Raw genomic sequence first — 23,285 nt, 5'->3', positions numbered from 1 at the left:
GCAACAGACGTGCCACTGCAAGCGGAAATGTGTCGGGAGGATGAGATGAACTGCAAGGTCAAACTGGTCCTGATTCACCAAGGAAACGATGAAGAAGCGATAGGCCCTGCGCTGGCGAGATGGGCCTCCATGGTTATAGCGCAACGCGCCGAATTCGAATGCTGCCTGCTCGATACCTCCGAGCGACGAACAGCACTTGCCCAGCTCACCAGAGCCGATGCGTTCCTGATACTCGCGTCGGAGCAAAGCCATGGCTACTCCGCCGAGCTGAAGGCCTTCATCGACCGAGCACCGATTCGCTGGCAGGCCAGGCCGGTGGCCTTCATTGGCTATGGCGGTGCATCGGGCGGCATGAGCGCCATCGCCCAGCTTCGTCAGGTTCTGGCGGAGCAGCATGCCGTTCCCATCTGCAGCGTAGTGACACTGCCCAATCCGTGGGCGCTACGGGATGAAGAAGGAGCCTGGCGCGAGCCGGATCAGGCAAGAGTCCCCATGGCGCGCATGTTGGTCCTGCTGAACTGGTGGGCCATAGCACTAAGGAGCGCGCGCGAGCAGGCGCCCTATCAACTGGTCAGCCAGTAACGGAACTTTTGCAGGATTAGGCAAGTGGCATGCAGTAATCGATTAATGGCTATCAGTCCCCTGACCCTAATCTTTTTTCCAGGCCCACTCGCGGGTGAACAGTGAACTGAAGAGGAAAAGACCATGAAGAATATCGAAGGCAAGGTCATCGTCATTACTGGCGCCAGCAGCGGTATTGGTGAATCCACTGCACGGCTGTTGGCCAGCCGCGGAGCGAAGGTGGTGCTGGGTGCTCGGCGCACTGACCGCCTGGAGAAAGTTGCAGGTGAAATCCACGAAGCCGGTGGTACCGCAGCGTTTCGCGCCCTCGACGTCACCAGCCGACAAGACGTCCAGGACTTCATCGACTTCACCGTCACTCGCTTCGGTCGGGTCGATGTGCTGATCAACAACGCCGGGGTGATGCCGCTTTCCAAACTCGAAGCGCTCAAGGTGGACGAGTGGGATCGCATGATCGACGTCAACATCCGTGGGGTGCTGCACGGCATCGCAGCAACGCTTCCGCTGATGCAGCAGCAACGCGCCGGGCAGATCATCAATATCGCCTCGATCGGTGCATACGCCGTCAGTCCGACCGCGGCGGTCTACTGCGCGACCAAGTACGCCGTGCGCGCCATCTCGGAGGGCCTCCGGCAGGAGGTCGGCGGCGACATCCGGGTCACCGTCATCGCACCTGGCGTAACCGAATCCGAGCTGGCTGACAGCATCTCCGATGAGGGCGGTCGCGCCGAGATGGTGGAGTTCCGCAAGATCGCCATCCCTGCCGAAGCCATCGCTCGGGCAATCGCCTATGCCGTCGAACAGCCTGCGGACGTAGATGTCAGCGAGCTGATCGTACGGCCCACGGCGAGCCCCTTCTGACTGTTGTGCATCGTGCTGCTGGCCTTCCGTGAGGCCAGCTAGCGCGCAAGCTCGAGCAGCTGCCTGCGACCATGCAAGGCAAGTCGCCCCCCCCCAATCAGAGGATCAGCAAAATGGCGAAACCATCGAAAGATCAGAACAAGTACGTTGGCATGTGGGTTACCGCGGATGGCCGCATTCGTCACGAGCTACTTGCCGGTGGCCGTTATGACGAAGCCCGTGGCAGGAAGAAAAGTGCCTACCAGGGACGCTACTGGCTTGAGGGCGACCATATCGAATACGTGGACGATACCGGCTTCACCGCCGATGGTGAGTTCCGCGATGGTGTTCTTTACCACGCCGGGATGGTTCTCTATCGCGAAGAGATCGAACCGGCCGCGCAAGGCATGACGAACATCCGTCATTAAACAGCGAGCGGGAGCCTCAGGCGCAGGCGCGTCAGGTTTGCTTCGTCATCCGCTTCCAGAACCAGACTTCCTTGCTGTGCTTCGGCGAGGAGCTTGGCGGAGTAGGTGCCAAGGCCGGTGCCGCCTGGCTTGCCATGGCTCGCGTATTTTTCGAAGAACTGCGCCCGGAAAGACTCGGGTACCGCCGGCTGGTTCTCCATGACCAGCTCAATGCAGTCAGTCCGTCGCAACTCCAGGTGCACCCGACTCTTGTCGGGGGCGGCCTCGCAGGCGTTCTTCAGCAGGTTGTTCAGCAGCGAGAAGCACAGCAGCTCGCTGCCGCAGGCCAGAATCGGCGTTGTCTCGGTGGCATCCTCCAAGACCAGCTCGATGGTCAGGCTCTTGGCCTGGTAGGTGAGCCTGGCCGACTCGCATAGACGGCGCACCATGGTCAGCAGATCGACCGGCACGGGGCGCAGCACGAAGCGGCCGGTCTCGATCTTGTGTACGTCCCCCGCCAGGTCGATCATCCCCAGCAGGTTCCGGCAGTCATCCTCCAAGGTCTGCAGCATTTGCAGCTGGCGCGGCAGCAGGTTGCCACCTTCGAGCAGGCCACGGGCCAGACCGAGGATGTTGCACAGCGGCGCCTTGAGGTCGTGGCGGGAAATGCTGCTCGCCTCCTCCCGCAGGCGCTCCAGCTCCAGCATGGTGTCGTACTCCTGCTGCAGGGCGTTGCGCTGCTCGACCAGGCGCAGCAGGTTGGCCACGCGCAGGTGCAGCGCCTGGGGATCCACCGGCTTGCTGACGAAATCCACCGCCCCCAGTTCCAGCCCGCGCAACTGCGCCGCCTTATCGGTCATGCCGGTGATGAAGATCACCGGAGTCCGCCCGGCATCGGGATGGCTGCGCAGGCGTTCGGCCAGTTCGAAGCCATCCATGTTCGGCATCATCACGTCCAGCAGGATCAGGTCCGGCGGCGTGCCCGAGGTGCAGATGGTCAGCGCACTGCTGCCATCACGGGCCGCCAGCACCCGGTACTCGTCCTGGAACAGGCCGACGATCAGGGCCAGGTTGTCCGGCACGTCATCCACCACCAGCAGTGTCGGGCGCCGTTCCGCAACCGGCTCAGGAGCCTGCACCGGTGCCTCTACCACCGGGGGGCGTGGCAGCGGCCGACGGCTCATGGCCCTGGTGATGCGCTGCGCCAGGTCATTGGCGGTGTAGGGCTTGATCAGAATGTTGCTGACCCCCGCGGCGATGGCCTCGATGATCTGCGCGCGGGAGCTCTCCGCGGTGATCATGATGAAGGGCAGCGAGGCCAGCCGGGGATCGCCACGAACCTCGCGCAGCAGGCTGAGACCATTCATGACCGGCATGTTCCAGTCGGAAAGGACGACGTCTACCTTGCGTGCCCGCAGCACCGCAAGCGCCTCGGCGCCATTGCTGGCCAGCAGGATATGCCGAGCACCGAGCCGTCCGAGCTGGCTGCTGTTGACCTTGCGCATGGTGTCGGCGTCATCGACGACGAGGAAAACGGTTTCGGCGGTCATCATGGCGCCTGCCACTCCCGAATCTCGAAAGGAAAATGAGGTTTCATTGCGCCTCGCCGTCCTGCAGCAGCTCGAGCGCGCGATCGAAGTCGAACAGTTCGACCTGCTGCGCGACTAGTGCCAGGCGTTTGGCCAAGGCCGGATCGAGCGGCTGGCGGCGCAGCTCGCCGAGCGCCCCCATGGCGGCGGTATCGCTTTCGGCCAACAGTTGCTTGAGTCGGCTCAATTGCCGGCGCAGCTCGCCCTCCTGCAGCATCTCACCTCCCGCCTCCTGGCCGGCACCACCCAGACGGGCCAAGGCCGCCAGAGTCGGCGCCAGGAGGCGTTGCACTTCTGCAGCGAGCCCCGCTAGCGCCGCCGACTCGCCGGCCTGGCAAGCTCGCTCCAGCTCGGCCGCGGCCTGGGCCACGCCCTTGGCGCCGATGTTGCCGGCCGTACCGCGCAGGCTGTGGGCCAGACGCTCGGCGGCCTGGGCATCCGGATCGGCCAGTGCGGCCTGGAACTGTTCGGCAAAGCCAGCCTGGGCATCGCGGAACTTGCGCAGCAAGCGCAGATAGAGCTCCCGGCGCCCCATGCAGGTAGCCAGCCCGGCCGTCATGTCGATGCCCTCCAGGCTATCCGGCAGTTCATCCACCGGGTGCTCCGCCTGAGGCAACGGCGCGGGCTGCCGAGTGGCCGGCTTGATCCATTTGGCCAGGGTGGCGAACATCCCCTCGACATTCAGCGGCTTGGAAATATGGTCGTTCATGCCACAGGCCAGGGCCCGTTCGCGATCCCCCTCCATGGCATTGGCGGTCATGGCAATCACCGGCAGCGTGGCGAACTGCGCCTGCTCGCGAATCCGCCCGGTTGCCGTGTAGCCGTCCATGACCGGCATCTGGCAATCCATCAGCACGCCGTCGAAGTCCGCATCGGCAGCCAGTATGTCCAGCGCCTCCTGGCCATGCCACGCCACGCGCAGCTGAACGCCGGCGATTTCCAGCAGCTCGCGCGCCAGCTCTTGGTTCAACTCGTTGTCTTCCACCAGCAGCAGCCTCGCGCCCTGCAGATTGGCCATGGAGCTGGCGCTCTGCCCGGAGCGCTCGGTGGCGCGGGTCTCGCTCTGCACGCCCTTGCCCAGCACCACGCCGATGGCCTCGAGCAGGGTCGAGGGCGTTACCGGCTTGGTCAGCACCACCGGCAACTGGATGCCCTGGCGCTCGGCCTCCTCTCTCGCCTCCTCGCGGCCGAAGGCGGTGACCATGATCACCGACGGCGTGCAGTCCGGATTGGTGGAGCGCATGCGCCGCACCGTCTCCATGCCATCCATGTCGGGCATCTTCCAGTCCATCAGCACCAAGTCATAGGGCAGCTGCCTGGTCAGCGCATCGTCGAGCATGTGCAGGGCTGTGGCTCCGCTCTCCGCCACATCGACCTCCAGACCGAAGTTGCGCGCCATGCCGGAAAGAATCTCGCGGGCGCTGGCATTGTCATCGACCACCAGCACGCGCATGCCGAGCAACTCGTCGGCCTGGAACATGCGCCGTGGTTGGGCGTTGCGCTGCACCCCGAGGTACACCTGGAAGTGGAAGGTGGAGCCCTGCCCCGGCGTGCTCTCCACCCAGATGCTGCCGCCCATCAGCTCCACCAGCTTCTTCGAGATCGACAGCCCCAGGCCGGTGCCGCCGTATTTGCGGGTGATCGAGCTGTCGGCCTGGCTGAAGGACTGGAACATGCGTTGGCACTGTTCCGCCGTCATGCCGATGCCGCTGTCGCGCACCTGGAAATGCAGCATCACCCGATCCTCACCTTCGATCGTGCCCTCCACGCCCACCACTATCTCGCCGCGCTCGGTGAACTTGGCGGCATTGTTGCCCAGGTTGATCAGCACCTGGCCCAGGCGCAGCGGGTCGCCGATCAACGCGGTCGGCAGGTCGGCCTGGGTGTGGAACAGCAGCTCGAGGCCTTTGTCCTCGGCCTTCAGGCCGATCATGCTGGCGAAGTTGTCGAGCACGTCCTCCAGGCGGAAAGGCAGCTGCTCCAGGCTCATCTTGCCGGCCTCGATCTTGGAGAAGTCGAGGATGTCGTTGATGATGCCCAACAGATTTTCCGCCGAGCGATGCACCTTCTCGATGTAGTTGCGCTGCTTGTTGTCCAGCTCGGTGCGCAGCGCCAGGTGGCTCATGCCGATGATGGCGTTCATCGGCGTGCGGATCTCGTGGCTCATGTTGGCCAGGAAGTCGCTCTTGGCCCGGGTCGCCTCCTCTGCCGCCGCCCGGGCCTCGACCAGCTCCGTGACGTCGATGTTGACCCCGGTGGCGCGCAGCGGTGTGCCATCCGGGGCGCGGGTGAAGCGGCTGAGCGACCTGAAGGTGCGGACCGTGCCGTCGTTCTGCCGCACGATGCGGAACTCGAAGTCATAGCGATCGGCGCCACTGGCGACCGCCTCGGCAAAGGACCTGTCGGCCTCCTCCGCATCGTCGGGATGCAGCAGGGACTTCCAGGCCGCCATCGTTCCGCCGAACCCGCCTGGCTCGAGGCCGAACATCTTCTCCAGCTGGGGCGTCCAGTAGTCGCGGCCGGTCACGAGGTCGACGTCGAACAGGCCGATGTCGCCCGCCTCCTGGGCCAGGCTCAGGCGGTCGCTGGCCGTACGCAACTTGCTCTCCATCGCCCGGCGCTCGCTCACGTCGCGCACCGAGGCGCAGACGCAGATGCCCCGCCCCTCCAGGCTGGGCAGGCGGGACAGGCCGATCTCCACGGCGAACATGCTGCCGTCCTTGCGCACGCCCCGCAGGTCTTCGATATTGCCGCCCATCTGGCGAGTGCTGCCGTGGGCGATGAACTCGTTGCGCAGGCCCACGTGGCGGCCGCGGATCATGGCCGGCGTGAGCCGCTCGACCGGCTCGCCGATCAGCTCTCCGGCTTCGTAGCCGAACAGATTGTCCAGCTGCGGATTGGTCAGCAGGATATGGCCCTGGGCATCGACCACCAGCATGCCATCCGGGGAGGCCTCGATGATCCCGCGGTACCAGGCCTCGGTGGCTCGCAACGCCGCCTGCTGCACTTCCAGCTCTTGGGCCTGGCGCTCCAGCTGCTGGGTCTGAGCGACCATCTCGTCGGCCTGCCGACGGGTCTCCTGGAGCAGAGCCTGGGCCGCCTCGCTGCGTTCCATGATGGCCATGGCACCCGCCAGCCTGGGCAGCATCTCCTGCAGCAGCAGCGCCTCGTTCTCCTCCAGCGGGCGAAAGCCGGCCAGCTCGAGCACGCCGAGCAGGCGTTCGCCACGCAGCACCGGCTGCACCAGCAACTGGCTGGCCGGTGCCTCGCCCAGTTGCGCGCGCACATGCCAGAACTGCTCGGGCAGGTTCGCCAGCTGGCGCGGCTGACGGTCCAGCGCGCACTGGCCGAGCAGCCCTTCGCCGAGCTCGACCTCGGCGGCCGGCGGCCGCTCGCCATCCGTTGCATAGCCCCCCAGCAATTGCAGGCGTGACGCCCCACCGTAGAGGACATACAGCACCCCCTGGCACACGCCCAACGGCGGGGCGATGCGGCTGAAGAAGGCCTCGGCCAGCTGCTGCGGCGTCTCCGCCTGCTGCAGGTCGACTTGCAGCAGCGCGACCTGGGCCTTGACCCAACGCTGCCGTTCGAGCTGACGCGACTCCAGCTGAAGCTTACCGATGGCACGCGCCAGATCGCCGGTCTCGTTGCGCATGTCGGTGTGTGGGATAGGCCTGTCCAACTGCCCGGCGGCCAGCTGGTCAACGGCGTTGCGTACCCGCTCGAGCGGGTTGCGTATCGACTGGCTGACCAGCCAGGCCAGGGCCAGGGCCAGGGCCAGGCCTCCCAACAACAGGGCGTAGGTGAGCAGGCTGCGACGCTCGGCATAGGCGGTGATCTGCGTGACCAGGTCGCGCAGGGCAACCTGCTTGATCTGCGCAATGTTCTCCAGCAGCTCGTTGACTTGGGTTTCGAGAAGCTGGAACTCATCGCCGTTGAGCAACAGCTGTGCCTGCCCCTGGCGGCCCTGGCCGGTCAGCTGCAAGGCCTCTTCGCCGACCCGCTGCAGACGTTCGAGCTGAATCTCGAGATCTGCCAGCCGGACCAGGTTCTCGTCACGCGTGATGGTCGGCTCGGCCAGGGCCAGTTCCTCGCGCAGGCGCTGCTGGGCGCCCTGTATCTCGCGCAGGGCATCGAGGCGCACTTCGGCGTTGCTGGTGCTGACGGAGCGGTGCAGGGCCTGGACTATGTGCAGTAGCTGCACTCGCGCCTCATGCAGGTGCAGGGCTCCGATCAGATCATTGCTGTACAGATGCTGCAGATCGCGGGTCAGCTTGGCCTGGGTGCGCAGGCTCTGTACCCCGAGGGCCAGTGCCAGGGCCAGCAGCACGACGAACCCCAGCATCAGCTTGCGCCCCAGGGCAAGACGCTCAAGCAGGGCGAGCATTCTCATCGGGGACTCCTTGCCGACTCAGGGTTGCTGACCGCTCTGCTCGAGCGCGGCCCGCTTCTTGGCCATATCCTGATCGCTGTCGGCGAAGCGCTCGGCGATCTCGCGGAAACGCTCGGCATTGGCCAGGAAGGCATCGCAGATATCCGGGTCGAAGTGCGAGCCGCGGCCGTCGCGGATGATGCCCACCGCCTGCTCGTGGGGCATGCCGGGCTTGTACACGCGGCGGCTGATCAGCGCGTCGTACACATCGGCCACCGCCATCAGGCGCGCGCTGATGGGGATGTCGTCGGCGGCCAGGCCTTCCGGGTAGCCGCTACCGTCCCACTTCTCCTGGTGGCTGTAGGCGATTTCCTTGGCGAAGTGGAGGAAGTCGACCTTCACCCCCAGCTGGTCTTCGGCATGCTGAATGGCATCGCGCCCCAGGGTGGTGTGGGTCTTCATGATCTCGAACTCTTCCGGGGTGAAGCGGCCCGGCTTGAGCAGGATGCGATCGGGAATACCGATCTTGCCGATGTCATGCAACGGCGCCGACTTGAACAGCAGCTTGATGGTGTCCTCGTCGAGGAAGTGGCGGAAGCGCGGGTGCTCGCGCAGCAGCTCGGCCAGCAGCTTGACGTAATTCTGGGTGCGACGGATGTGGTTGCCGGTTTCGTTATCGCGGGTCTCGGCCAGCGATGCCATGGCCTGGATGGTGACATCCTGGATGGCCATGACCTCGCGGGTTCGGCGCTGCACCTCCTGCTCCAGGTAGTCGTTCTGGTCGCGCAGGAAGTCCGCGGCCGCCTTGACCTTGAGCTGGGTCTCGACCCGGGCCAGGACCACCGGCGGGCTGATCGGCTTGGTGATGTAGTCGGCGGCGCCCAGCTCCAGACCGTGAATCTCGTCCTCGGTGGCCGCCATGGCCGTGAGGAAGATGATCGGAATGTGCTGGGTGCGCTTGTCGCCCTGCAGGCGTTCGGCCACTTCGTAGCCGGACAGCCCCGGCATCATGATGTCCAGCAGGATCAGATCCGGCAGCGAGTCGCCCTGCAGAATGTGTAACGCCTTCTCGCCACTGTTGGCCGCCTTGACCCGATACCTGTCCTTGAGCAGGTCGGCCATCAGCATCAGGTTGTCCGGCGTATCGTCGACCACCAGGATGGTGGACGGGTTGTAGTGGCTCTCTCCGATGCTCACAACGGCGCTCCTCCCTGCCATGTTTCCTCTGCGTAGAGAGGACCGGCTATAGCTTTCCAGCACTTCGATGGACTGCATCGAACGATGCTGGCTCTCGGGCTTTAGCGAACGTTGTACTTCCTGGCCGGCAAGCCAAACGGCTGAATCAATATTAGATCGGCTTGAGCATCCTGCCTGGGAACGCCCGGCGCGCTAGCCGAAGGCCTTGGGCAGCGCGCAATACCTGTATATCGATACCCGGACCAGAAAGGCGCATGAATGGAGATATCGGGCGCGGCGGCACCCTGTCACTCTTTAGCTACGCGGGAGTTAACGACTTACGGGCTGCGAAGTAATTGCGCGTTGTTAACGATGAGGGTTTGCAGGATTTCTATCGCCCCGTTGATGGCGAATTGCACCCCCATGCACACGAGCAAAAAGCCCATTACACGGGATATGGCATCGATGCCCGACGGGCCGGTTATCTTCATGATCAGGTCGGAAGCGCGCAAACACCCCCAGAGTATGAGTGCGGTGGCCAGGAAGATTAATGGCGGTGCTATCAGGATTACCCAGGATGGAAAGCTCGTGTTCTGCTTGAGGGTGGCAGAGGCGCTGATGATCATCGCGATGGTCCCGGGTCCGGCAGTACTGGGCATGGCCAGTGGGACGAAGGCAAAACTGGCTCTTGGTGCCTCGCCGTCGCGAGAGGTCGATGGCTGAACAGGTTGAGGGAACAGCATGCGCGCACCGATTATTATCAGAATGCCGCCGCCTGCGATGCGCAATCCCGGTATCGATATATTGAAGACACTCATGATCAGCTCACCGACGTAGTAGGTGAACGTCATGATCAGAAAGACATTGAGTGCGGTCAGGAGCGCCTGCCGGTTCTTTTCCTCGCGACTAAGGCCTTGGGAGAGAGCCAGGAAAAGTGCCACTGTCGTGGGCGGGTTTATCAATGGCAGCAATGCCAGCAGCCCCAGAATAATGGCGTCGAATAAGTTGCCCATGCCCAGTCATCCTGAAAATTTCTGGTGGTTTGCCGCGGCTACTGACTGCGGAAGCGAGTCTGTCGGTGTCGCCGTCTGAATATAGACGTTGAACGAGCAGGCCCCGGTAGGACGTCCGTGACCGCCAACCACACTGCAAGCCTCTCGATGGCTCTTCGATATGCCTTTTCATATGATGCGCGAACACGAGATTTGGGATGTTTGGCGTGAAATCATCACCTAGAGGTATTTCATCGGGTCAGGGTACGCAAGGCAGTGCCAAATGGGACCTGAGCGAAGCTGTAAACCAGCTCTCGTGGGACGATCTTCGAATCATCAAGACGCTCAGCGAGTGCGGCAATCGCGCCCTGACTGCCAAGAAGCTCGGGATCAACGTATCTACCGTCTCACGCCGAGTGGCCCAGCTCGAGAAAGCACTGGGGATCGCTCTGTTCGATCACCGGCGCTCGGGTTACATGCTCACCACGGAAGGCGCCGAGTTGCGAGCCCTTGCCGAACGCGTCGAGCTCGATATCGTCAGCGTCGCTCGGCGCATATCACGTGCGGAGCACGGGCTTCTGGGCAAGCTGCGAATCACCACCAGTGACTCGTTACTCCTGTACTTCCTCACCCCCATCATTGCGGACTTCAAGGCGGTCAACGAAGGGATAACGATCGAGGTTCTGGTGGGTAACCAAACGTTGAGTCTTGCCCGGGACGAGTCGGACATCGCGGTAAGAGCGACCAAGAAACCTTCGGAAAGCCTGGTGGGGCGCAAACTCGCGACGATCGCCTGGGCACCGTACGGCAACCTCAGAAGCGCGCCTGCTTCTGCGCTTTTCGCCGAAGGCCAGTCGTGGGTGTCGTATTCCGGTGGCCTTAGCGGCCTGAAGGCCACCAGCTACGTCGACAACAGAGTGAATGCGCACTGCATCTCCTATCGCACCGACTCTGTCGCAGCAGCGAGCGTGGCAATCGCGGCGGGTCTCGGTTTCGGGTTCCTGCCCTGCATGCTGGGCGATATCACGCCGGGGCTGAGGCGCGTCGGCCCGGTGGTGCCCGAGCTCAATGATGAACTCTGGCTGCTCACCCACCAGGACATTCGGAAGTCTTGGCGAGTCAAGGCATTCATGACCTTCTGCGCCGCCGCAGTGGCGAACCAGAAGCCCCTCATCGAGGGACAACTGGCTCAACCGGCCGAGTAGTTCCGGGCGGGAATCTCGCTTAATCGGCTCGCGCGCCGATAACTGCCTTGCAAGCGATTTCGATCAGTTGCGGACGCTGCGCCAATCTGGACACGCCAATGATATTGCTCGCGCACTGTGGGTGTTCGGTGCCATAGGCTGCCTTGCGGACACTGCCCGCCACGGCGAATGCCGCGTCCATGTCCAGTACATACAGCGTCTCTTCGACTACGTCCTCAAGCGTGGCGCCGTAGAGGGCGAGCAGCTTGGCGATATTGTCATAGGCGGTACGCATCTGCTTTCCCATCGCGGAGAAATCACGGGGCTTCCCCTTGCTATCCAGCGGTGCGGGGGCAACCAGATTGCCGTCTTCATCGTGGTTGAACTGGCCGGATACATAGATCTCGTTCCCCACCTGCCGCGCCTGTGGATAGCCATACCCCTCTTCCCAGGGAACCCCCCAGTACGCGGTTTTTTGGCCATTGGGACGTGAAGCCGCCATTGCATTCTCCTTGTTCGGATCGGACGCCTGGATCGCGTCGGTTCGGTTGGTGGACGGCGGATGCTAGCAGCGCCGGCGCGTCTTTGATGGCGCATTTGTGCGCCATTGAAAGCGCAAAAATGCACAAACGAACTGGCTATCGATCCGCTAACTTGGATTCGAGTTCAGGCCGTAGCCGCTCCGAAAGCCCCTGTACTGCCGGGTGACTACGAAGCGAATGCAACCGCCGAGAACCACACCAAGACCTTCCAACCACCGACAGGTAACGACAATGAACAATCCGAAAACCGAAGTCCTGACTCCCCAGAACAGCCAACTGATCTTCATTGACCACCAGCCCCAGATGGCCTTTGGTGTCCAGAGCATCGATCGGCAAACTCTGAAGAACAACACGGTGGCTCTGGCCAAGGCAGCGAAGATCTTCGACGTCCCCACCACCATCACCACGGTGGAGACCGAGAGCTTCTCCGGCCATACCTACCCCGAACTGCTCGCGGTGTTTCCCGATGCGCCCCTGCTCGAGCGCACCTCTATGAATTCCTGGGACGACCAGAAGGTTCGTGATGCCTTGAAGAAGAACGGGCGCAAAAAGATCATCGTCGCCGGCCTGTGGACCGAGGTGTGCAACACCACCTTCGCACTCTCCGCCATGCACGATGCCGACTACGAGATCTACATGGTCGCCGACGCTTCCGGCGGCACTACCAAGGAAGCACACGACTACGCCATGCAGCGCATGATCCAGGCTGGCGTGGTGCCGATGACCTGGCAGCAAGTGCTGCTGGAATGGCAGCGCGACTGGAAGAATCGCGACACTTATGACGCCGTCATGAGCCTGGTCAAGGAACACTCCGGCGCATACGGCATGGGCGTCGACTACGCCTACACCATGGTCCACAAGGCACCTGAGCGCGTTGCGCACGGCCCGACCCTGGCCCCTGTCGCCGCTCCCATCTAAGCCTGAGCGCCCCCGGCTCTCGGGGGCGGCTCTTTCAACCGAATGACAGACGCAAGCCTATAGCCTCCCGATGGTGGGCACCGCTGCGCGCGTTACCAGGACAACATCGACGTAACCCTCTCACTGGTCGACAAACAAGGAGTATCCGCATGAATCGTCTCGCCCTGCTCACCTCGCTGCTGGCCCTGGCCACCGGCAATGCCCTTGCCGCCGGCAGCCCCGGCGTGGAACACAACACCCAGGCCTTCCTCCAGGCCCTGGAAGCCGGCGGCGGCAAGCCGCTGGAAACCCTCAGCCCGCAAGATGCCCGTGCCGTGCTGGTCGGCGCCCAATCCTCGGTCAAGGTCGACCTGTCCGGCGTGAGCGTGTCCGAGAAGACCATTCAGGCCGGCGGCCAGTCGATCCCGCTGACCATCGTCCGTCCCGAAGGCGCCAAGGGCGATCTGCCGGTATTCATGTTCTTCCATGGCGGCGGCTGGGTGCTCGGCGACTATCCGACCCACGCCCGCTTGATCCGCGACCTGGTGGTGAACTCCGGCGCCGCGGCCGTCTATGTCGGCTACACGCCGTCGCCGGAAGCCAAGTATCCGACCGCCATCGACCAGGCCTACGCCGCCACCCAGTGGGTCGGTGAGCACGGCAAGGACATCCAGGTCGACAGCTCGCGCCTGGCGGTGGCCGGCAACAGCGTCGGCGGCAATATGGCCGCGGTGGTCGCACTGAAAGCCAAGGAAGCCGGTACACCCAAGCTGCGCTTCCAGCTGCTGCTGTGGCCGGTGACCGATGCCAGCTTCGAGACGGCCTCCTACAACCAGTTCGCCCAAGGCCACTTCCTGACCAAGCCGATGATGCAGTGGTTCTGGGCCAGCTACACCACCGACCCGAAGCAGCGCGCCGAACGATTCGCCTCGCCGCTGCGCGCCTCTGCCGAACAGCTGAAAGGCCTGCCGCCGACGCTGATCCAGACCGCCGAGTTCGACGTGCTGCGCGACGAGGGCGAGGCCTATGCACGCAAGCTGGACGCCGCCGGCGTGACGGTCACCGCGGTGCGTTACAACGGCATGATCCACGACTACGGCCTGCTCAACCCGCTGGCCCATGTCCCGGCCGTGCAGGCCGCCATGCGCCAGGCCGGCGCCGAGCTGAAGCAGCACCTGCAGTAATCAACCCAGCAACCCGTCTGCCCCGGCACGGCAGTGCGCCGGGGCAGCGTGCACAAGGAACTGCAATATGCCCACAGAAACCGTCACCCTGATCATTCGGCACCGGGTCGCCAGCGGTCAGGTGCCCGCCTATGAGACCTGGCTACGGCGCATCACCCGCGTGGCCAGCGACTACCCAGGACACCTCGGTGTCGATGTACTGCGCAACGACGCGCTGTTCACCTCGGTACTGCGTTTTGCCAGCGCCGGTCAATTGCAGGCCTGGCTGGATTCCGCCGAGCGCGGCGCGCTGATCGCCGAGGTCACGCCGCTGCTGGCCGAGGAAGAAAGCAAGGAGCTGCACGACGGCCACGAGTTCTGGTTCGTCCCCGAGCAGCGGGCCGCGACCCCGCCACCGCGATGGAAGCAGGCCTGCATCACCTTCCTGGTCATCCAGCCACTGACCCTGCTGATGCCGCTGCTCTGGCAGCCGCTGTTCAGCCGGCTACCCTGGCTGGGAAGCTATGTTCCGAGCAACGTGCTGATCACCCTGAGCATCGTGCTGTCCGTCGTCTATCTGTTCATGCCGCGTGTCACTGCCTGGTTCGCCGGCTGGCTGAGCGCGCGCTGAGTACTGGAGAAAGTCATGAGCCAAGACCCGACCGATAAAAGCCGCCGCCACTTCCTCGCCAGCAGTTCCGTGCTCGGCGCCGCCGGCGCGCTGTGGGCCGCCCTACCTTTTGCCGGCGCTGCCGGCAGTTCTTTCGCCAGCAGTCTGGGGAGCGATATGAAAGCCGATCTGATCCTGTTCAACGGCCGCCTGCACACGGTCGACCGCGAGAAGCCCACGGCCAGCGCCGTGGCGATCAAGGACGGGCGATTCCTCGCCGTCGGCAGCGATGCCGAAGTCATGGCCCTGCGCGGCAGCGCCACCCAGGTCATCGATCTGCACAAGCGCACGGTGATCCCCGGCCTCAACGACTCGCACCTGCACCTGATCCGCGGCGGCCTCAACTACAACCTGGAGCTGCGCTGGGAAGGCGTGCCCTCGCTGGCCGACGCCCTGCGCATGCTCAAGGAACAGGCCGACCGCACACCGACGCCACAGTGGGTTCGGGTGGTCGGCGGCTGGAACGAATTCCAGTTCGCCGAGAAGCGCATGCCGACCCTCGACGAGCTGAACAAGGCGGCGCCGGACACCCCGGTGTTCGTCCTCCACCTGTACGACCGCGCACTGCTCAATCGCGCCGCGCTGCGGGTGGTCGGCTATACCAGGGACACGCCCAACCCGCCGGGTGGCGAGATCGTCCGCGATGCCAATGGCGAACCCACCGGCATGCTGGTGGCGCGACCCAACGCGATGATCCTCTACTCGACCCTGAGCAAGGGGCCGAAACTGCCGCTGGAGTACCAGGTCAACTCGACCCGCCAATTCATGCGCGAGCTCAATCGCCTGGGCGTGACCAGCGCCATCGATGCCGGCGGCGGCTACCAGAACTACCCGGACGACTACCAGGTGATCGAACAGCTGGCCAAGGACCAACAGCTGACCGTGCGCATCGCCTACAACCTGTTCACCCAGAAGCCCAAGGAAGAGCTGACCGACTTCAAGAACTGGACCGGCAGCGTCAAGCTGCACCAAGGAGACGACTTCCTGCGCCACAACGGCGCCGGCGAGATGCTGGTGTTCTCCGCCGCCGACTTCGAGGACTTCCTCGAGCCGCGCCCTGACCTGGCGCCGAACATGGAGAGCGACCTGGAGCCGGTGGTGCGCCACCTGGTCGAGCAGCGCTGGCCGTTCCGCCTGCACGCCACCTATGACGAATCCATCTCGCGCATGCTCGACGTGTTCGAGAAGGTCAACCGCGACATCCCGTTCAACGGCCTGCCGTGGTTCTTCGACCACGCCGAGACCATCACGCCGAAGAACATCGAACGGGTGCGCGCCCTGGGCGGCGGCATCGCCATCCAGCACCGCATGGCGTTCCAGGGCGAGTACTTCGTCGACCGCTACGGCGCCAAGGCGGCGGAAAAGACCCCGCCGATCCAGCGCATGCTGGCCGAAGGCGTACCGGTCGGCGCCGGCACCGATGCCACCCGGGTGGCCAGCTACAACCCCTGGACCTCGCTGTACTGGATGGTCAGCGGCAAGACCGTCGGCGGCCTGGAGCTTTATCCGCAAGGCCTGCCACGCGCCACCGCGCTGGAGCTGTTCACCCACGGCAGCGCCTGGTTCTCCAGCGAGCAGGGTAAGAAGGGGCAGATCAAGGTTGGCCAGCTGGCGGATCTGACCGCGCTGTCGGCGGACTTCTTCAGCGTCGAGGAAGAAGCCATCAAGTGGATCGAGTCGGTGCTCACGGTGGTCGACGGCAAGGTGGTTTACGGCGCCGGCGAGTTCGACAAGCTGGCACCGCCGCCGGCCCCGGTACTACCAGACTGGTCGCCGGTGGCCAAGGTGCCCGGCCACTGGAAGCCCGGCGCGCCGCTGGTGGCGCAGGTGCACCAGTGCGCTGGCGCTTGTGCCGTGCATGCTCACAGCCATGACCGCGCGCGACGCTCGTCGGTGCCGATCAGCGATTTCCAGGGCTTCTGGGGCGCGTTCGGCTGCTCCTGCTTCGCCTTCTGATGCGAAGCCGCCCGCGCGCCGGCCAACAACCCGGCGCGTGGGCACTATCTCGCTGGTCTCCAGCAACCCGCACATCGCCATCGGCCCTGAATCGCCCCCGATTTCGTAGGGGCTCACCGACCGCTATTGGCCGATAAGCGCCGTTGACTGACGTCAGCCATCGGCCAAAGGCTCCCGAGGTAGCGGAGCTAATCCTCGGGGAGCTGGAGCTCTACTTTGCGGGCCTCGTCAGAACGCTACCCTACTTCCAACTCCCATAGCTGGCCTCAACCCCATCTGCGGAACAGCACGCTCGCATTCACCCCGCCGAAGCCGAAGCCATTGGACAGGGCATATTCCAGAGGCATAGGTCGGGCGCCGCCGCTAATCAGATTCAAGCCTTCAGCGGCTGCATCGGGCACCTCCAGATTCAGTGTGGCGGGAACGATCTGATCGCGCAGCGCGAGGATGGTAAAGATGGCCTCGATACCTCCCGCAGCGCCCAACAGGTGTCCCGTGGCCGATTTGGTCGAGCTGATAGCGACACCGCTGCCGTCGCCAAACACGGTTCTGATCGCGGCCAACTCACCCTTGTCGCCCACTTGCGTCGAGGTGGCGTGGGCATTGAGGTGCTGCACCTGGGAGGCTTCGACACCGGCTTGTCGCAGCGCTTGCTGCATGGCCCGGCGGGCACCGTCTCCATCTTCCGGACCTGCCGTCATATGGTAGGCGTCGGCACTGGTGCCGTAGCCCACCAGTTCGGCGATCGGCGTGGCGCCGCGCGACAGGGCATGCTGCAGCTCTTCGATCACCAGCAGCCCCGCGCCTTCGCCCATGACGAACCCATCGCGCCGCTCATCGAAGGGTCTGGAGGCACGCTCCGGGGTATCGTTGTAGTTGCTCGAAAGTGCGCGTGCCGCGGCGAATCCGGCCAGGCTGACGCGGTGAATGGTCGCCTCCGCGCCACCACAAACCGCTACGTCAACCTCCCCCGCACGAATCATCCGCGCGGCATCACCAATGGCCTGGACGCCGGCGGCACAGGCCGTGACCGGCGTGCCCAGCGGCCCCTTGAAACCATGCGAGATGGACACATGCCCGGCAGCCATGTTGCTCAGGAAGGACGGAATGGTGAAGGGAGACAGGCGACGGGGCCCCTTGCTGTCGGTGGTGCGCACGGCCTCGGCAATCGCATGGAATCCGCCAACGCCCGAGGCGATGATGGTTGCGGTGCGTTCCTGCTCTTCAGGCGTGCTCGGCGACCAACCGGCCTGAGCCAATGCCTCATGGGCGGCAGCCAAGGCGAAGAGGATGAAACGATCCATCTTGCGCTGCTCTTTGGCCGCCAGCAGTTGATCCGGATCGAATCCGGCTTCGGGATCCTGGCTGCGATCCGGCACCTGGCCGCCGATGGTGATTGGCAGGTCACCTACCAGCTCAGGCGGTAGCCGGCGAATCCCCGACTGGCCAGCCAGAAGGCGTTTCCATATCTGCTCGACTCCACAGCCCAGCGGGCTGACCGCGCCCATTCCGGTAATGACGATACGCTTGCTCATGCTGGCCCAGCTCCTTGTGCTGCTTGATGGATAGCGGTGTATGGACGTTACTATCATCATGAAAGTAACATGCGAGCGAACATTCTTCAGCCCCACAAAGGAACAGCCATGCAGCGCAAGACTCTCGCCGATGCCGAATGCCCCATCGCGCGTAGCCTGGAACGGGTTGGCGAGTGGTGGAGCATCCTGATCATGCGGGATGCCCTGCAGGGCCTGCGCCGCTTCGACGAGTTTGCCCGCAGCCTGGAGATCGCTCCGAACATGCTCACCCGGCGCCTGAATTCACTGGTGGAGGCGGGGCTGCTCGAACGCCAGGCATACAGTCAGCGGCCCCTGCGCTATCAATATGTGCCGACGGCCAAGGGCGAAGACTTCCGCATCGTGCTGATGGCGTTTGTGGCCTGGGGCAATCGCCATTACGCCGAGGAAGGGGAAAGTGTGCAGCTCGTCGAGCGAGCCACCGGGCGACCGGTACGCCAGTTCATGGCAGACATCTCCGAAAGCTGTTCCGTGCCGCTGGAGCAGTGCACTGTGCAAGCGGGACCTAGCGCCAGCGCGGAAATGCGCCTGCGTCTGGGGGCCATGCCGGAGCGGAGCTAGCTGGCGGTTTTGGTGCAGCCGTCTTGGGAAGAGACGCCCAGTCAAAAACACTGGTCGCTAACGGGCCTGACGCTGTCCTAAAAGGTGGATAGACCAGGGGGCAGCCATGACCACGCAGAAACTGATCGTCAACGACTTGCGGCTGAACGTCTCGATCCGCGGCCAGGGCTCACCGCTGCTCCTGCTGAACGGCCTGGGCGGCCTGATCCGCACCTTTGATCCTCTGCGCGATGAACTGGTGGGCTATACAACCATCACCCTGGACGTTCCCGGGGTGGGCGAATCGCAAATGCCCCGCTGGCCGATGCGCCTGCCGCGCCATGCCGACCTGATCGCCGAAGTGCTCAAGCAGTTGGGAATCGAACGGGTCGATGTATTCGGCGTGAGTTGGGGCGGTGCGTTGGCGCAAGAGTTCGTCCTGCGTCATCCGGGTATGGTGCGTCGGCTGATCCTCGCCGCTACCTCGGCCGGCCCGGCGATGCTGGTGAAGCCCGCCGACATCCTAGATTTCTTTGGCAGGAGCAAAGGAGCCCGACTGCGCAAGCAAGAGGGCTCGCGCCATTCGATACAGACCCTGCTGCGCTTCGGCATGGTGAACGGCATGCTCACGGCCAACCCGCGAACCTACTACCACCAACTCACCGCCCTGGTCGGCTGGACCAGCCTGCTGCGGCTGTTTCGCCTGCGCCAGCGCACGCTGATCCTCACCGGTGAACGCGACACCCTGGTGCGCCTGTACAACGCGCATATTCTGCGCCGCACCATCCGCCATGCCGAACTGCACGTGCTGCAGGGCGAGGGACATTTTTTCGTGGTGACCGGCGCCAGGCGAACCGCCCAAGCGATACACGAGTTCCTCTGTCGGTAGCCGACGAGCTCCCGCCGAGAAATTGTAAAAACGCCGCATCCGAGCGGATGACCTTTAGCGGTCGGATGCGGCCCAGATGGCGGACAGCTCACTCAACGTCGACGGCCAGATCAGCGGCCGGCTGCTGAGATGGGCGATACAGCATCAGGTCATAGAGCGCCAGGCTGATTAACCAGCACAGCAGCGCCGTCCACAGGTTGTGCGAGAAGAAGTGGGCGCCCTGGGCCATACGCACCAGGGAGAACAGCACACCGAGAACCATTGCGGCGACTAGTGCCGTTCTGGCGCTGCGCGGGTAACGGTCGCGCAGGGCGAAGAACAGCGCGAACAAGGCGAAGCCGGACGCCGCATGGCCGCCGGGCCAGCAATTGCCCGGTTTCTCCACGGGCGCCGCACGCGGGCCGAGCAGAGGCGAGAAATGCTCAGGTCCGCCATATTGCTCCAGGCTCCACGGACAGTGCATCTGCGTGACCTTCTTCAGCGGGGTGACGAAGCCGGTGGACAACCCCATGGCCAACACCAGATAGCCCAAGGTGCGGCGCAACGGGCGCAGGCGCGTGGGTAGCAGGCTGAGCAGGAAGCCGGACAGGGCCAGCACGCCGATGGCGATGGTCAGCTGCTTGGCGCGGTCGTGAAGGACCTCCTCCAAGAAGTCATTGCGGCGACCGATGAAGCCCAGGTCCTGAACGTAGAACAGATCGGCAATGGCAAAGTCCAGGCGGCTCGGCTCGAACACCAGCAACAGGGCGAGCAGGGCCAGCGGGACGCCATACCACCAGCGCCGATCGAAACGAGGCGAGATGCTCATGGTCTTTCCACGCCTCTCCAGCTCAGCAGGCGGTGCTGCAGGTCGTGGCTGGCCGCCTGGTAGTACGCGATGTCGCGCTGCAGCAGCGGATCGTGGCTGTCGACCCGGTATTCGCGGCTGGCGCCGAGAGCGTCATCGTGCCGCCGCATGTGCCCGCGTGGGCTGAGGATGGCCAGGTTCTGGCCGTCGAACAGGCCCAGGTGTTGGTAATTGCCGATCAACACCCTGGGCGGAGCGGCATTAGCTTTGAGCAGGTCGTGACCGAAGAAGGTGGACTGGTAGTCCAGGTTGAGCAGGCCGAGCAGGGTCGGCGCCAGGTCGATCTGACTGGCCAGCTGGTCATCCTCACGGGGCGTCAGCCACTGGGGGGCATAGAGGAACAGCGGGATGTGGTAGTTGGCCACCGGGAGATCCTCCATCCCCGCGCTGCCGGCGCAGTGGTCGGCGACGAAGACGAACAGCGTGTCATCGAACCAGGGCTTGCGCTTGGCCTGTTCGAGGAAGCGCCCGATGGCCCAGTCGGTGTACTTCACGGCTCCCTCGCGGCCGTCCCCGGAAGGGATGTCTATGCGCCCGTCCGGATAGGTGTACGGACGGTGATTGGAGGTGGTCATCAGTTGCAGGAGAAAGGGTTTGCCAGCGGCATGATCGCGGTCGGCGATCTGCATGGCCTGGGCGTAAAGGTCCTCGTCGGCCATGCCCCAGGCGTTCTTGAAGTGGATATCGGCCTCGTCGACGCTGCTCTGGTCCACCACCCGGTAACCGTTGCCGGAGAAGAAGGCGTTCATGTTGTCGAAGTAGCCTCGCCCGCCATAGACGAACACGCTGTCGTAGCCCTGGGCGGCGAGCTGCTGGCCGAGACTGCCGTAGCCAGCCTCGCGACCGATGCGCTTGACGATGGAGCGTCCGGGCGTCGGCGGCACCGCCAGTGTGATGGCCTCCAGGCCTCGGTCGGTGCGAGTGCCGGTGGCATAGAAGTTGTTGAAGAACAGGCTCTGCCTGCGCAGTTCGTCCAGGTTCGGGGTCAACCCGCGCGCGTCACCGAAACTGCCGAGGTACTTGGCCGAGAGGCTCTCGATGGTCACCAGCACCACATTCAGCCTGCGCGGTGCACCGGGGTTGTCGATCTGCCGGCGGACGTCCAGGGGATCGCTGCCAACGAAGGTGGCCGTCGGCTCATCGAGCTCCCGGTGCAGCACGGGCGCCAGCGCGGTGTCTGGCAGTTGACTGTAGAACTGCCGATAGTCCAGCTCATTGTTGCGGAAGGCGGCGAAGAACTGGTACGGCCCGTTGCTCGCCAGCTCATGGCGGTAGGCATTGCCGCCCTGCCCTCGCGGGCTCTCCTGGTCGAGCAGAAGTGCGCTTAGACCGGCGGCCAGTGCCAGGCCGGCAATTCCCACGGCGCGCCCGCGCCAACTCGGCAACGACGCCCGCAGAGCTTCGCGCAGCGGCCGGCGCAGGGCGAGGCCGAGCAAGGCCGCCAGCACGCCTAAACCACTCAGCAACAGGCCCAGCGGATAGGACTCCAGCAGGTTGTTGAGCACCTCATCGGAATAGACCAGATAGTCCACGGCAATGAAGTTGAAACGAACGCCGAACTCTTCCCAGAACAGCCACTCCGCGGTGGCGACGAACAACATGGCGAACAGGCTTAGGAACAGCACTCCGGCCAGCAGCAGGCGATGCCCGGGGCGGCGCCAGAGGGCCGGTGGACACAGCAGCAGATAGAGGCCGAGCGGCAGCGCCGCATAGGCGAGAAAGCCCAGGTCATAGAGCAGGCCGACGGCGAATACGCCCGGAGCGAAACCGTCGGCCTCCCCCCAATGGGCGGAGAGCAGCAGAGCGCGGGTGACGAGGAATACGACCAGCCAGCAGGCCAGCAACAGCGACAGATAGCGCAGGGGTGCAGTACGAGGCAGCAGCATACGAGTGTCCGGGTAATAAATACGCTCGGCAGGATGTGCGGGCACACGTCGAAAGCTGGTGAAGAGAAAGTGAAAAGATCGTGGGTTGCTGCAGCGCTTGTGGGCGGAGGCGGCCGCCCCTATCAGCTAGCGGCTCGGCATCAGCCAGATGACCAGCCCCACGCCCAGGGCCAGCCAGACAAGCACGACAAAGAAAGCGGCCATCTTGCTGATGGGTCGCGCCAAGGCCTGCGACGCGAGTGCACGGAACTCGGCCATCAGGCCCGCCGGAATCAACCTGACCACTAGCCAGATCCCCAGCGGGACAATGATCAGATCGTCCAGATAGCCGAGCACAGGGATGAAGTCGGGGATCAGGTCGATCGGCGACAGGGCATACGCCGCGACGAGCAATGCCAGCAGCTTGGCTAGCTTTGGCGTTCGGGCATCCCGCGCCGCCAGCCACAGCGCATGGACGTCGCGCTTCAGAGCACGCGCCCAGTGCCGAAGACGATTGAGACCGAACACCAAACCTCCAGACGACGGACAGTCGATTTCACGGAACATTTACAGCCGGCGAGACACCTTACTGACCATACCACCTTCTGTCAGGAGCCCTACTTTGAGCAGCTCAGCGTCGGTTCTCGCCCTTGTGTCATTGCTTATCGCCACGCCGGCCATGTCGGCCAACCAGCCCGCAGCCAGGAGCTTCGGCTGGATAGAGGAAGGCCTGCTCCTGCCAGAAAACGTCTCGCTCAAAATCAAGCTGGACACCGGAGCGCTGACATCGTCAATGGACGCATCGGATATCAAGCGCTTCGAGAAAGACGGTGAGAAGTGGGTGAGATTCAACGTCGAGGCGAAGGACAGCAACAGCGGCGAGTCGGTAAGCATCCCCTTCGAGCGGAAGGTGGAGCGCACCATCAAGGTGCGAGGAGCAGGCGGCGCCGACCATCGTCCCGTGGTGCGCCTGAAGATGTGCATCGGCAACCAGATCCATGACGAAGAATTCTCCCTCAACAATCGGGGCAAGATGCTCTATCCCGTATTGATCGGGCGACGGACGCTGAAGCATCTGGGGACGGTCGACGTAGCTCGAACCTTTACTGTCGAGCCCAAGTGCAAGGCCAGCGCCAGCTGAACAGAGTCGGCAGTTCGTGGCGCATCGCCGCTTCCGGCGGAGAGTCGGCCTAAGCCGCT

20 protein-coding genes are annotated in these 23,285 nt (G+C 64.0%); 11 read left to right on the top strand and 9 right to left on the bottom strand.

All coding sequences use genetic code 11. The annotated features are described in order from the left end of the window. Positions 1 to 45: 45 nt before the first annotated feature. The 3 genes from FFS62_RS07480 to FFS62_RS07470 all read left to right on the top strand — a co-directional run bounded on the left by FFS62_RS07480 (position 46) and on the right by FFS62_RS07470 (position 1,850). A complete protein-coding gene (locus tag FFS62_RS07480; RefSeq protein WP_137972137.1) occupies positions 46 to 582 on the top strand; it encodes an NAD(P)H-dependent oxidoreductase in 537 nt (178 codons plus the stop codon). A gap of 123 nt (positions 583 to 705) precedes the next feature. Then, positions 706 to 1,443, top strand: a complete 738-nt coding sequence (locus FFS62_RS07475) for an SDR family oxidoreductase (RefSeq protein WP_137972136.1) — start codon at positions 706 to 708, stop codon at positions 1,441 to 1,443. A gap of 113 nt (positions 1,444 to 1,556) precedes the next feature. Next, on the top strand, positions 1,557 to 1,850 hold the full coding sequence (locus FFS62_RS07470; RefSeq protein ID WP_137972135.1) for an Atu4866 domain-containing protein: 294 nt from the start codon (positions 1,557 to 1,559) through the stop codon (positions 1,848 to 1,850). Here FFS62_RS07470 and FFS62_RS07465 read toward each other — a convergent pair. The 4 genes from FFS62_RS07465 to FFS62_RS07450 form a co-directional block, all read right to left on the bottom strand. Further along, positions 1,847 to 3,382 carry a hybrid sensor histidine kinase/response regulator gene (locus FFS62_RS07465; protein WP_137972134.1) on the bottom strand — a complete coding sequence of 512 codons (1,536 nt, stop codon included), beginning with the start codon at positions 3,380 to 3,382 and terminating at the stop codon, positions 1,847 to 1,849. The genes FFS62_RS07470 and FFS62_RS07465 overlap by 4 nt on opposite strands. Before the next feature lie 40 nt (positions 3,383 to 3,422). Continuing rightward, positions 3,423 to 7,811 (bottom strand): response regulator, encoded by a 4,389-nt coding sequence (locus FFS62_RS07460; protein ID WP_137972133.1) that lies wholly within the window; start codon positions 7,809 to 7,811, stop codon positions 3,423 to 3,425. Between the two features lie 18 nt (positions 7,812 to 7,829). Continuing rightward, complete coding sequence (locus FFS62_RS07455; RefSeq protein WP_137972132.1) at positions 7,830 to 9,008, bottom strand: HD-GYP domain-containing protein; 1,179 nt, start codon at positions 9,006 to 9,008, stop codon at positions 7,830 to 7,832. A 296-nt stretch (positions 9,009 to 9,304) separates the two neighbouring features. Continuing rightward, positions 9,305 to 9,979 (bottom strand): MarC family NAAT transporter, encoded by a 675-nt coding sequence (locus FFS62_RS07450; RefSeq protein ID WP_137972131.1) that lies wholly within the window; start codon positions 9,977 to 9,979, stop codon positions 9,305 to 9,307. 197 nt (positions 9,980 to 10,176) lie between these two features. On the opposite strand from FFS62_RS07450, the gene FFS62_RS07445 reads away from it, so the two are divergent. After that, positions 10,177 to 11,163, top strand: coding sequence for a LysR family transcriptional regulator (locus FFS62_RS07445; protein WP_137972130.1), 987 nt, complete (start codon positions 10,177 to 10,179; stop codon positions 11,161 to 11,163). 19 nt (positions 11,164 to 11,182) lie between these two features. Here the strand turns inward: FFS62_RS07445 and FFS62_RS07440 are convergent, their stop codons facing one another. Continuing rightward, positions 11,183 to 11,644: a Rid family hydrolase gene (locus FFS62_RS07440; protein WP_137972129.1), complete on the bottom strand. Its 462-nt coding sequence runs from the start codon at positions 11,642 to 11,644 to the stop codon at positions 11,183 to 11,185. A gap of 271 nt (positions 11,645 to 11,915) precedes the next feature. On the opposite strand from FFS62_RS07440, the gene FFS62_RS07435 reads away from it, so the two are divergent. The 4 genes from FFS62_RS07435 to FFS62_RS07420 all read left to right on the top strand — a co-directional run bounded on the left by FFS62_RS07435 (position 11,916) and on the right by FFS62_RS07420 (position 16,370). Then, positions 11,916 to 12,602 (top strand): hydrolase, encoded by a 687-nt coding sequence (locus FFS62_RS07435; RefSeq protein ID WP_137972128.1) that lies wholly within the window; start codon positions 11,916 to 11,918, stop codon positions 12,600 to 12,602. 149 nt (positions 12,603 to 12,751) lie between these two features. Beyond that, positions 12,752 to 13,765 carry an alpha/beta hydrolase gene (locus FFS62_RS07430; protein WP_137972127.1) on the top strand — a complete coding sequence of 338 codons (1,014 nt, stop codon included), beginning with the start codon at positions 12,752 to 12,754 and terminating at the stop codon, positions 13,763 to 13,765. Positions 13,766 to 13,832: 67 nt separating this feature from the next. Beyond that, entirely contained in the window at positions 13,833 to 14,375 is a 543-nt protein-coding gene (locus FFS62_RS07425) for an antibiotic biosynthesis monooxygenase (RefSeq protein WP_137972126.1), read from the top strand. A 156-nt stretch (positions 14,376 to 14,531) separates the two neighbouring features. Further along, the gene (locus tag FFS62_RS07420; RefSeq protein ID WP_171016292.1) at positions 14,532 to 16,370 is read left to right on the top strand and encodes an amidohydrolase; all 1,839 of its coding nucleotides are present in this window, start codon (positions 14,532 to 14,534) and stop codon (positions 16,368 to 16,370) included. A gap of 266 nt (positions 16,371 to 16,636) precedes the next feature. On the opposite strand, the gene fabF is transcribed toward FFS62_RS07420, so the two are convergent. After that, on the bottom strand, positions 16,637 to 17,905 hold the full coding sequence (fabF, locus tag FFS62_RS07415; RefSeq protein WP_137972124.1) for a beta-ketoacyl-ACP synthase II: 1,269 nt from the start codon (positions 17,903 to 17,905) through the stop codon (positions 16,637 to 16,639). Between the two features lie 108 nt (positions 17,906 to 18,013). On the opposite strand from fabF, the gene FFS62_RS07410 reads away from it, so the two are divergent. Together FFS62_RS07410 and FFS62_RS07405 are read left to right on the top strand one after the other, a co-directional pair. After that, positions 18,014 to 18,505, top strand: coding sequence for a helix-turn-helix domain-containing protein (locus FFS62_RS07410; RefSeq protein WP_137972123.1), 492 nt, complete (start codon positions 18,014 to 18,016; stop codon positions 18,503 to 18,505). Between the two features lie 106 nt (positions 18,506 to 18,611). Further along, on the top strand, positions 18,612 to 19,373 hold the full coding sequence (locus tag FFS62_RS07405; protein ID WP_137972122.1) for an alpha/beta fold hydrolase: 762 nt from the start codon (positions 18,612 to 18,614) through the stop codon (positions 19,371 to 19,373). Between the two features lie 88 nt (positions 19,374 to 19,461). On the opposite strand, the gene FFS62_RS07400 is transcribed toward FFS62_RS07405, so the two are convergent. The 3 genes from FFS62_RS07400 to FFS62_RS07390 form a co-directional block, all read right to left on the bottom strand. Beyond that, a complete protein-coding gene (locus tag FFS62_RS07400) occupies positions 19,462 to 20,181 on the bottom strand; it encodes a phosphatase PAP2 family protein (protein WP_137972121.1) in 720 nt (239 codons plus the stop codon). After that, positions 20,178 to 22,106: an LTA synthase family protein gene (locus FFS62_RS07395; protein WP_137972120.1), complete on the bottom strand. Its 1,929-nt coding sequence runs from the start codon at positions 22,104 to 22,106 to the stop codon at positions 20,178 to 20,180. The genes FFS62_RS07400 and FFS62_RS07395 overlap by 4 nt, the downstream gene beginning before the upstream one ends. A 126-nt stretch (positions 22,107 to 22,232) precedes the next feature. Next, positions 22,233 to 22,613 carry a YkvA family protein gene (locus tag FFS62_RS07390; protein WP_371920098.1) on the bottom strand — a complete coding sequence of 127 codons (381 nt, stop codon included), beginning with the start codon at positions 22,611 to 22,613 and terminating at the stop codon, positions 22,233 to 22,235. A gap of 151 nt (positions 22,614 to 22,764) precedes the next feature. Between FFS62_RS07390 and FFS62_RS07385 the strand changes: the two genes are divergently transcribed. Beyond that, on the top strand, positions 22,765 to 23,226 hold the full coding sequence (locus tag FFS62_RS07385; protein ID WP_137972258.1) for an ATP-dependent zinc protease: 462 nt from the start codon (positions 22,765 to 22,767) through the stop codon (positions 23,224 to 23,226). Positions 23,227 to 23,285: the final 59 nt, after the last annotated feature.

Source organism: Pseudomonas sp. F(2018) (assembly GCF_005508865.1).
Classification (GTDB): domain Bacteria; phylum Pseudomonadota; class Gammaproteobacteria; order Pseudomonadales; family Pseudomonadaceae; genus Aquipseudomonas.
This window is presented reverse-complemented; position numbering and strand designations above follow the sequence as displayed.

What these genes read in the sequence shown, in the direction of transcription:
- FFS62_RS07480 (WP_137972137.1), top strand. Translation starts at nt 46, where the DNA reads ATGAACTGCAAGGTCAAACTGGTCCTGATTCACCAAGGAAACGATGAA.
- FFS62_RS07475 (WP_137972136.1), top strand. Translation starts at nt 706, where the DNA reads ATGAAGAATATCGAAGGCAAGGTCATCGTCATTACTGGCGCCAGCAGC.
- FFS62_RS07470 (WP_137972135.1), top strand. Translation starts at nt 1,557, where the DNA reads ATGGCGAAACCATCGAAAGATCAGAACAAGTACGTTGGCATGTGGGTT.
- FFS62_RS07465 (WP_137972134.1), bottom strand. Translation starts at nt 3,382, where the DNA reads ATGATGACCGCCGAAACCGTTTTCCTCGTCGTCGATGACGCCGACACC.
- FFS62_RS07460 (WP_137972133.1), bottom strand. Translation starts at nt 7,811, where the DNA reads ATGAGAATGCTCGCCCTGCTTGAGCGTCTTGCCCTGGGGCGCAAGCTG.
- FFS62_RS07455 (WP_137972132.1), bottom strand. Translation starts at nt 9,008, where the DNA reads ATGGCAGGGAGGAGCGCCGTTGTGAGCATCGGAGAGAGCCACTACAAC.
- FFS62_RS07450 (WP_137972131.1), bottom strand. Translation starts at nt 9,979, where the DNA reads ATGGGCAACTTATTCGACGCCATTATTCTGGGGCTGCTGGCATTGCTG.
- FFS62_RS07445 (WP_137972130.1), top strand. Translation starts at nt 10,177, where the DNA reads ATGTTTGGCGTGAAATCATCACCTAGAGGTATTTCATCGGGTCAGGGT.
- FFS62_RS07440 (WP_137972129.1), bottom strand. Translation starts at nt 11,644, where the DNA reads ATGGCGGCTTCACGTCCCAATGGCCAAAAAACCGCGTACTGGGGGGTT.
- FFS62_RS07435 (WP_137972128.1), top strand. Translation starts at nt 11,916, where the DNA reads ATGAACAATCCGAAAACCGAAGTCCTGACTCCCCAGAACAGCCAACTG.
- FFS62_RS07430 (WP_137972127.1), top strand. Translation starts at nt 12,752, where the DNA reads ATGAATCGTCTCGCCCTGCTCACCTCGCTGCTGGCCCTGGCCACCGGC.
- FFS62_RS07425 (WP_137972126.1), top strand. Translation starts at nt 13,833, where the DNA reads ATGCCCACAGAAACCGTCACCCTGATCATTCGGCACCGGGTCGCCAGC.
- FFS62_RS07420 (WP_171016292.1), top strand. Translation starts at nt 14,532, where the DNA reads ATGAAAGCCGATCTGATCCTGTTCAACGGCCGCCTGCACACGGTCGAC.
- fabF (WP_137972124.1), bottom strand. Translation starts at nt 17,905, where the DNA reads ATGAGCAAGCGTATCGTCATTACCGGAATGGGCGCGGTCAGCCCGCTG.
- FFS62_RS07410 (WP_137972123.1), top strand. Translation starts at nt 18,014, where the DNA reads ATGCAGCGCAAGACTCTCGCCGATGCCGAATGCCCCATCGCGCGTAGC.
- FFS62_RS07405 (WP_137972122.1), top strand. Translation starts at nt 18,612, where the DNA reads ATGACCACGCAGAAACTGATCGTCAACGACTTGCGGCTGAACGTCTCG.
- FFS62_RS07400 (WP_137972121.1), bottom strand. Translation starts at nt 20,181, where the DNA reads ATGAGCATCTCGCCTCGTTTCGATCGGCGCTGGTGGTATGGCGTCCCG.
- FFS62_RS07395 (WP_137972120.1), bottom strand. Translation starts at nt 22,106, where the DNA reads ATGCTGCTGCCTCGTACTGCACCCCTGCGCTATCTGTCGCTGTTGCTG.
- FFS62_RS07385 (WP_137972258.1), top strand. Translation starts at nt 22,765, where the DNA reads ATGTCGGCCAACCAGCCCGCAGCCAGGAGCTTCGGCTGGATAGAGGAA.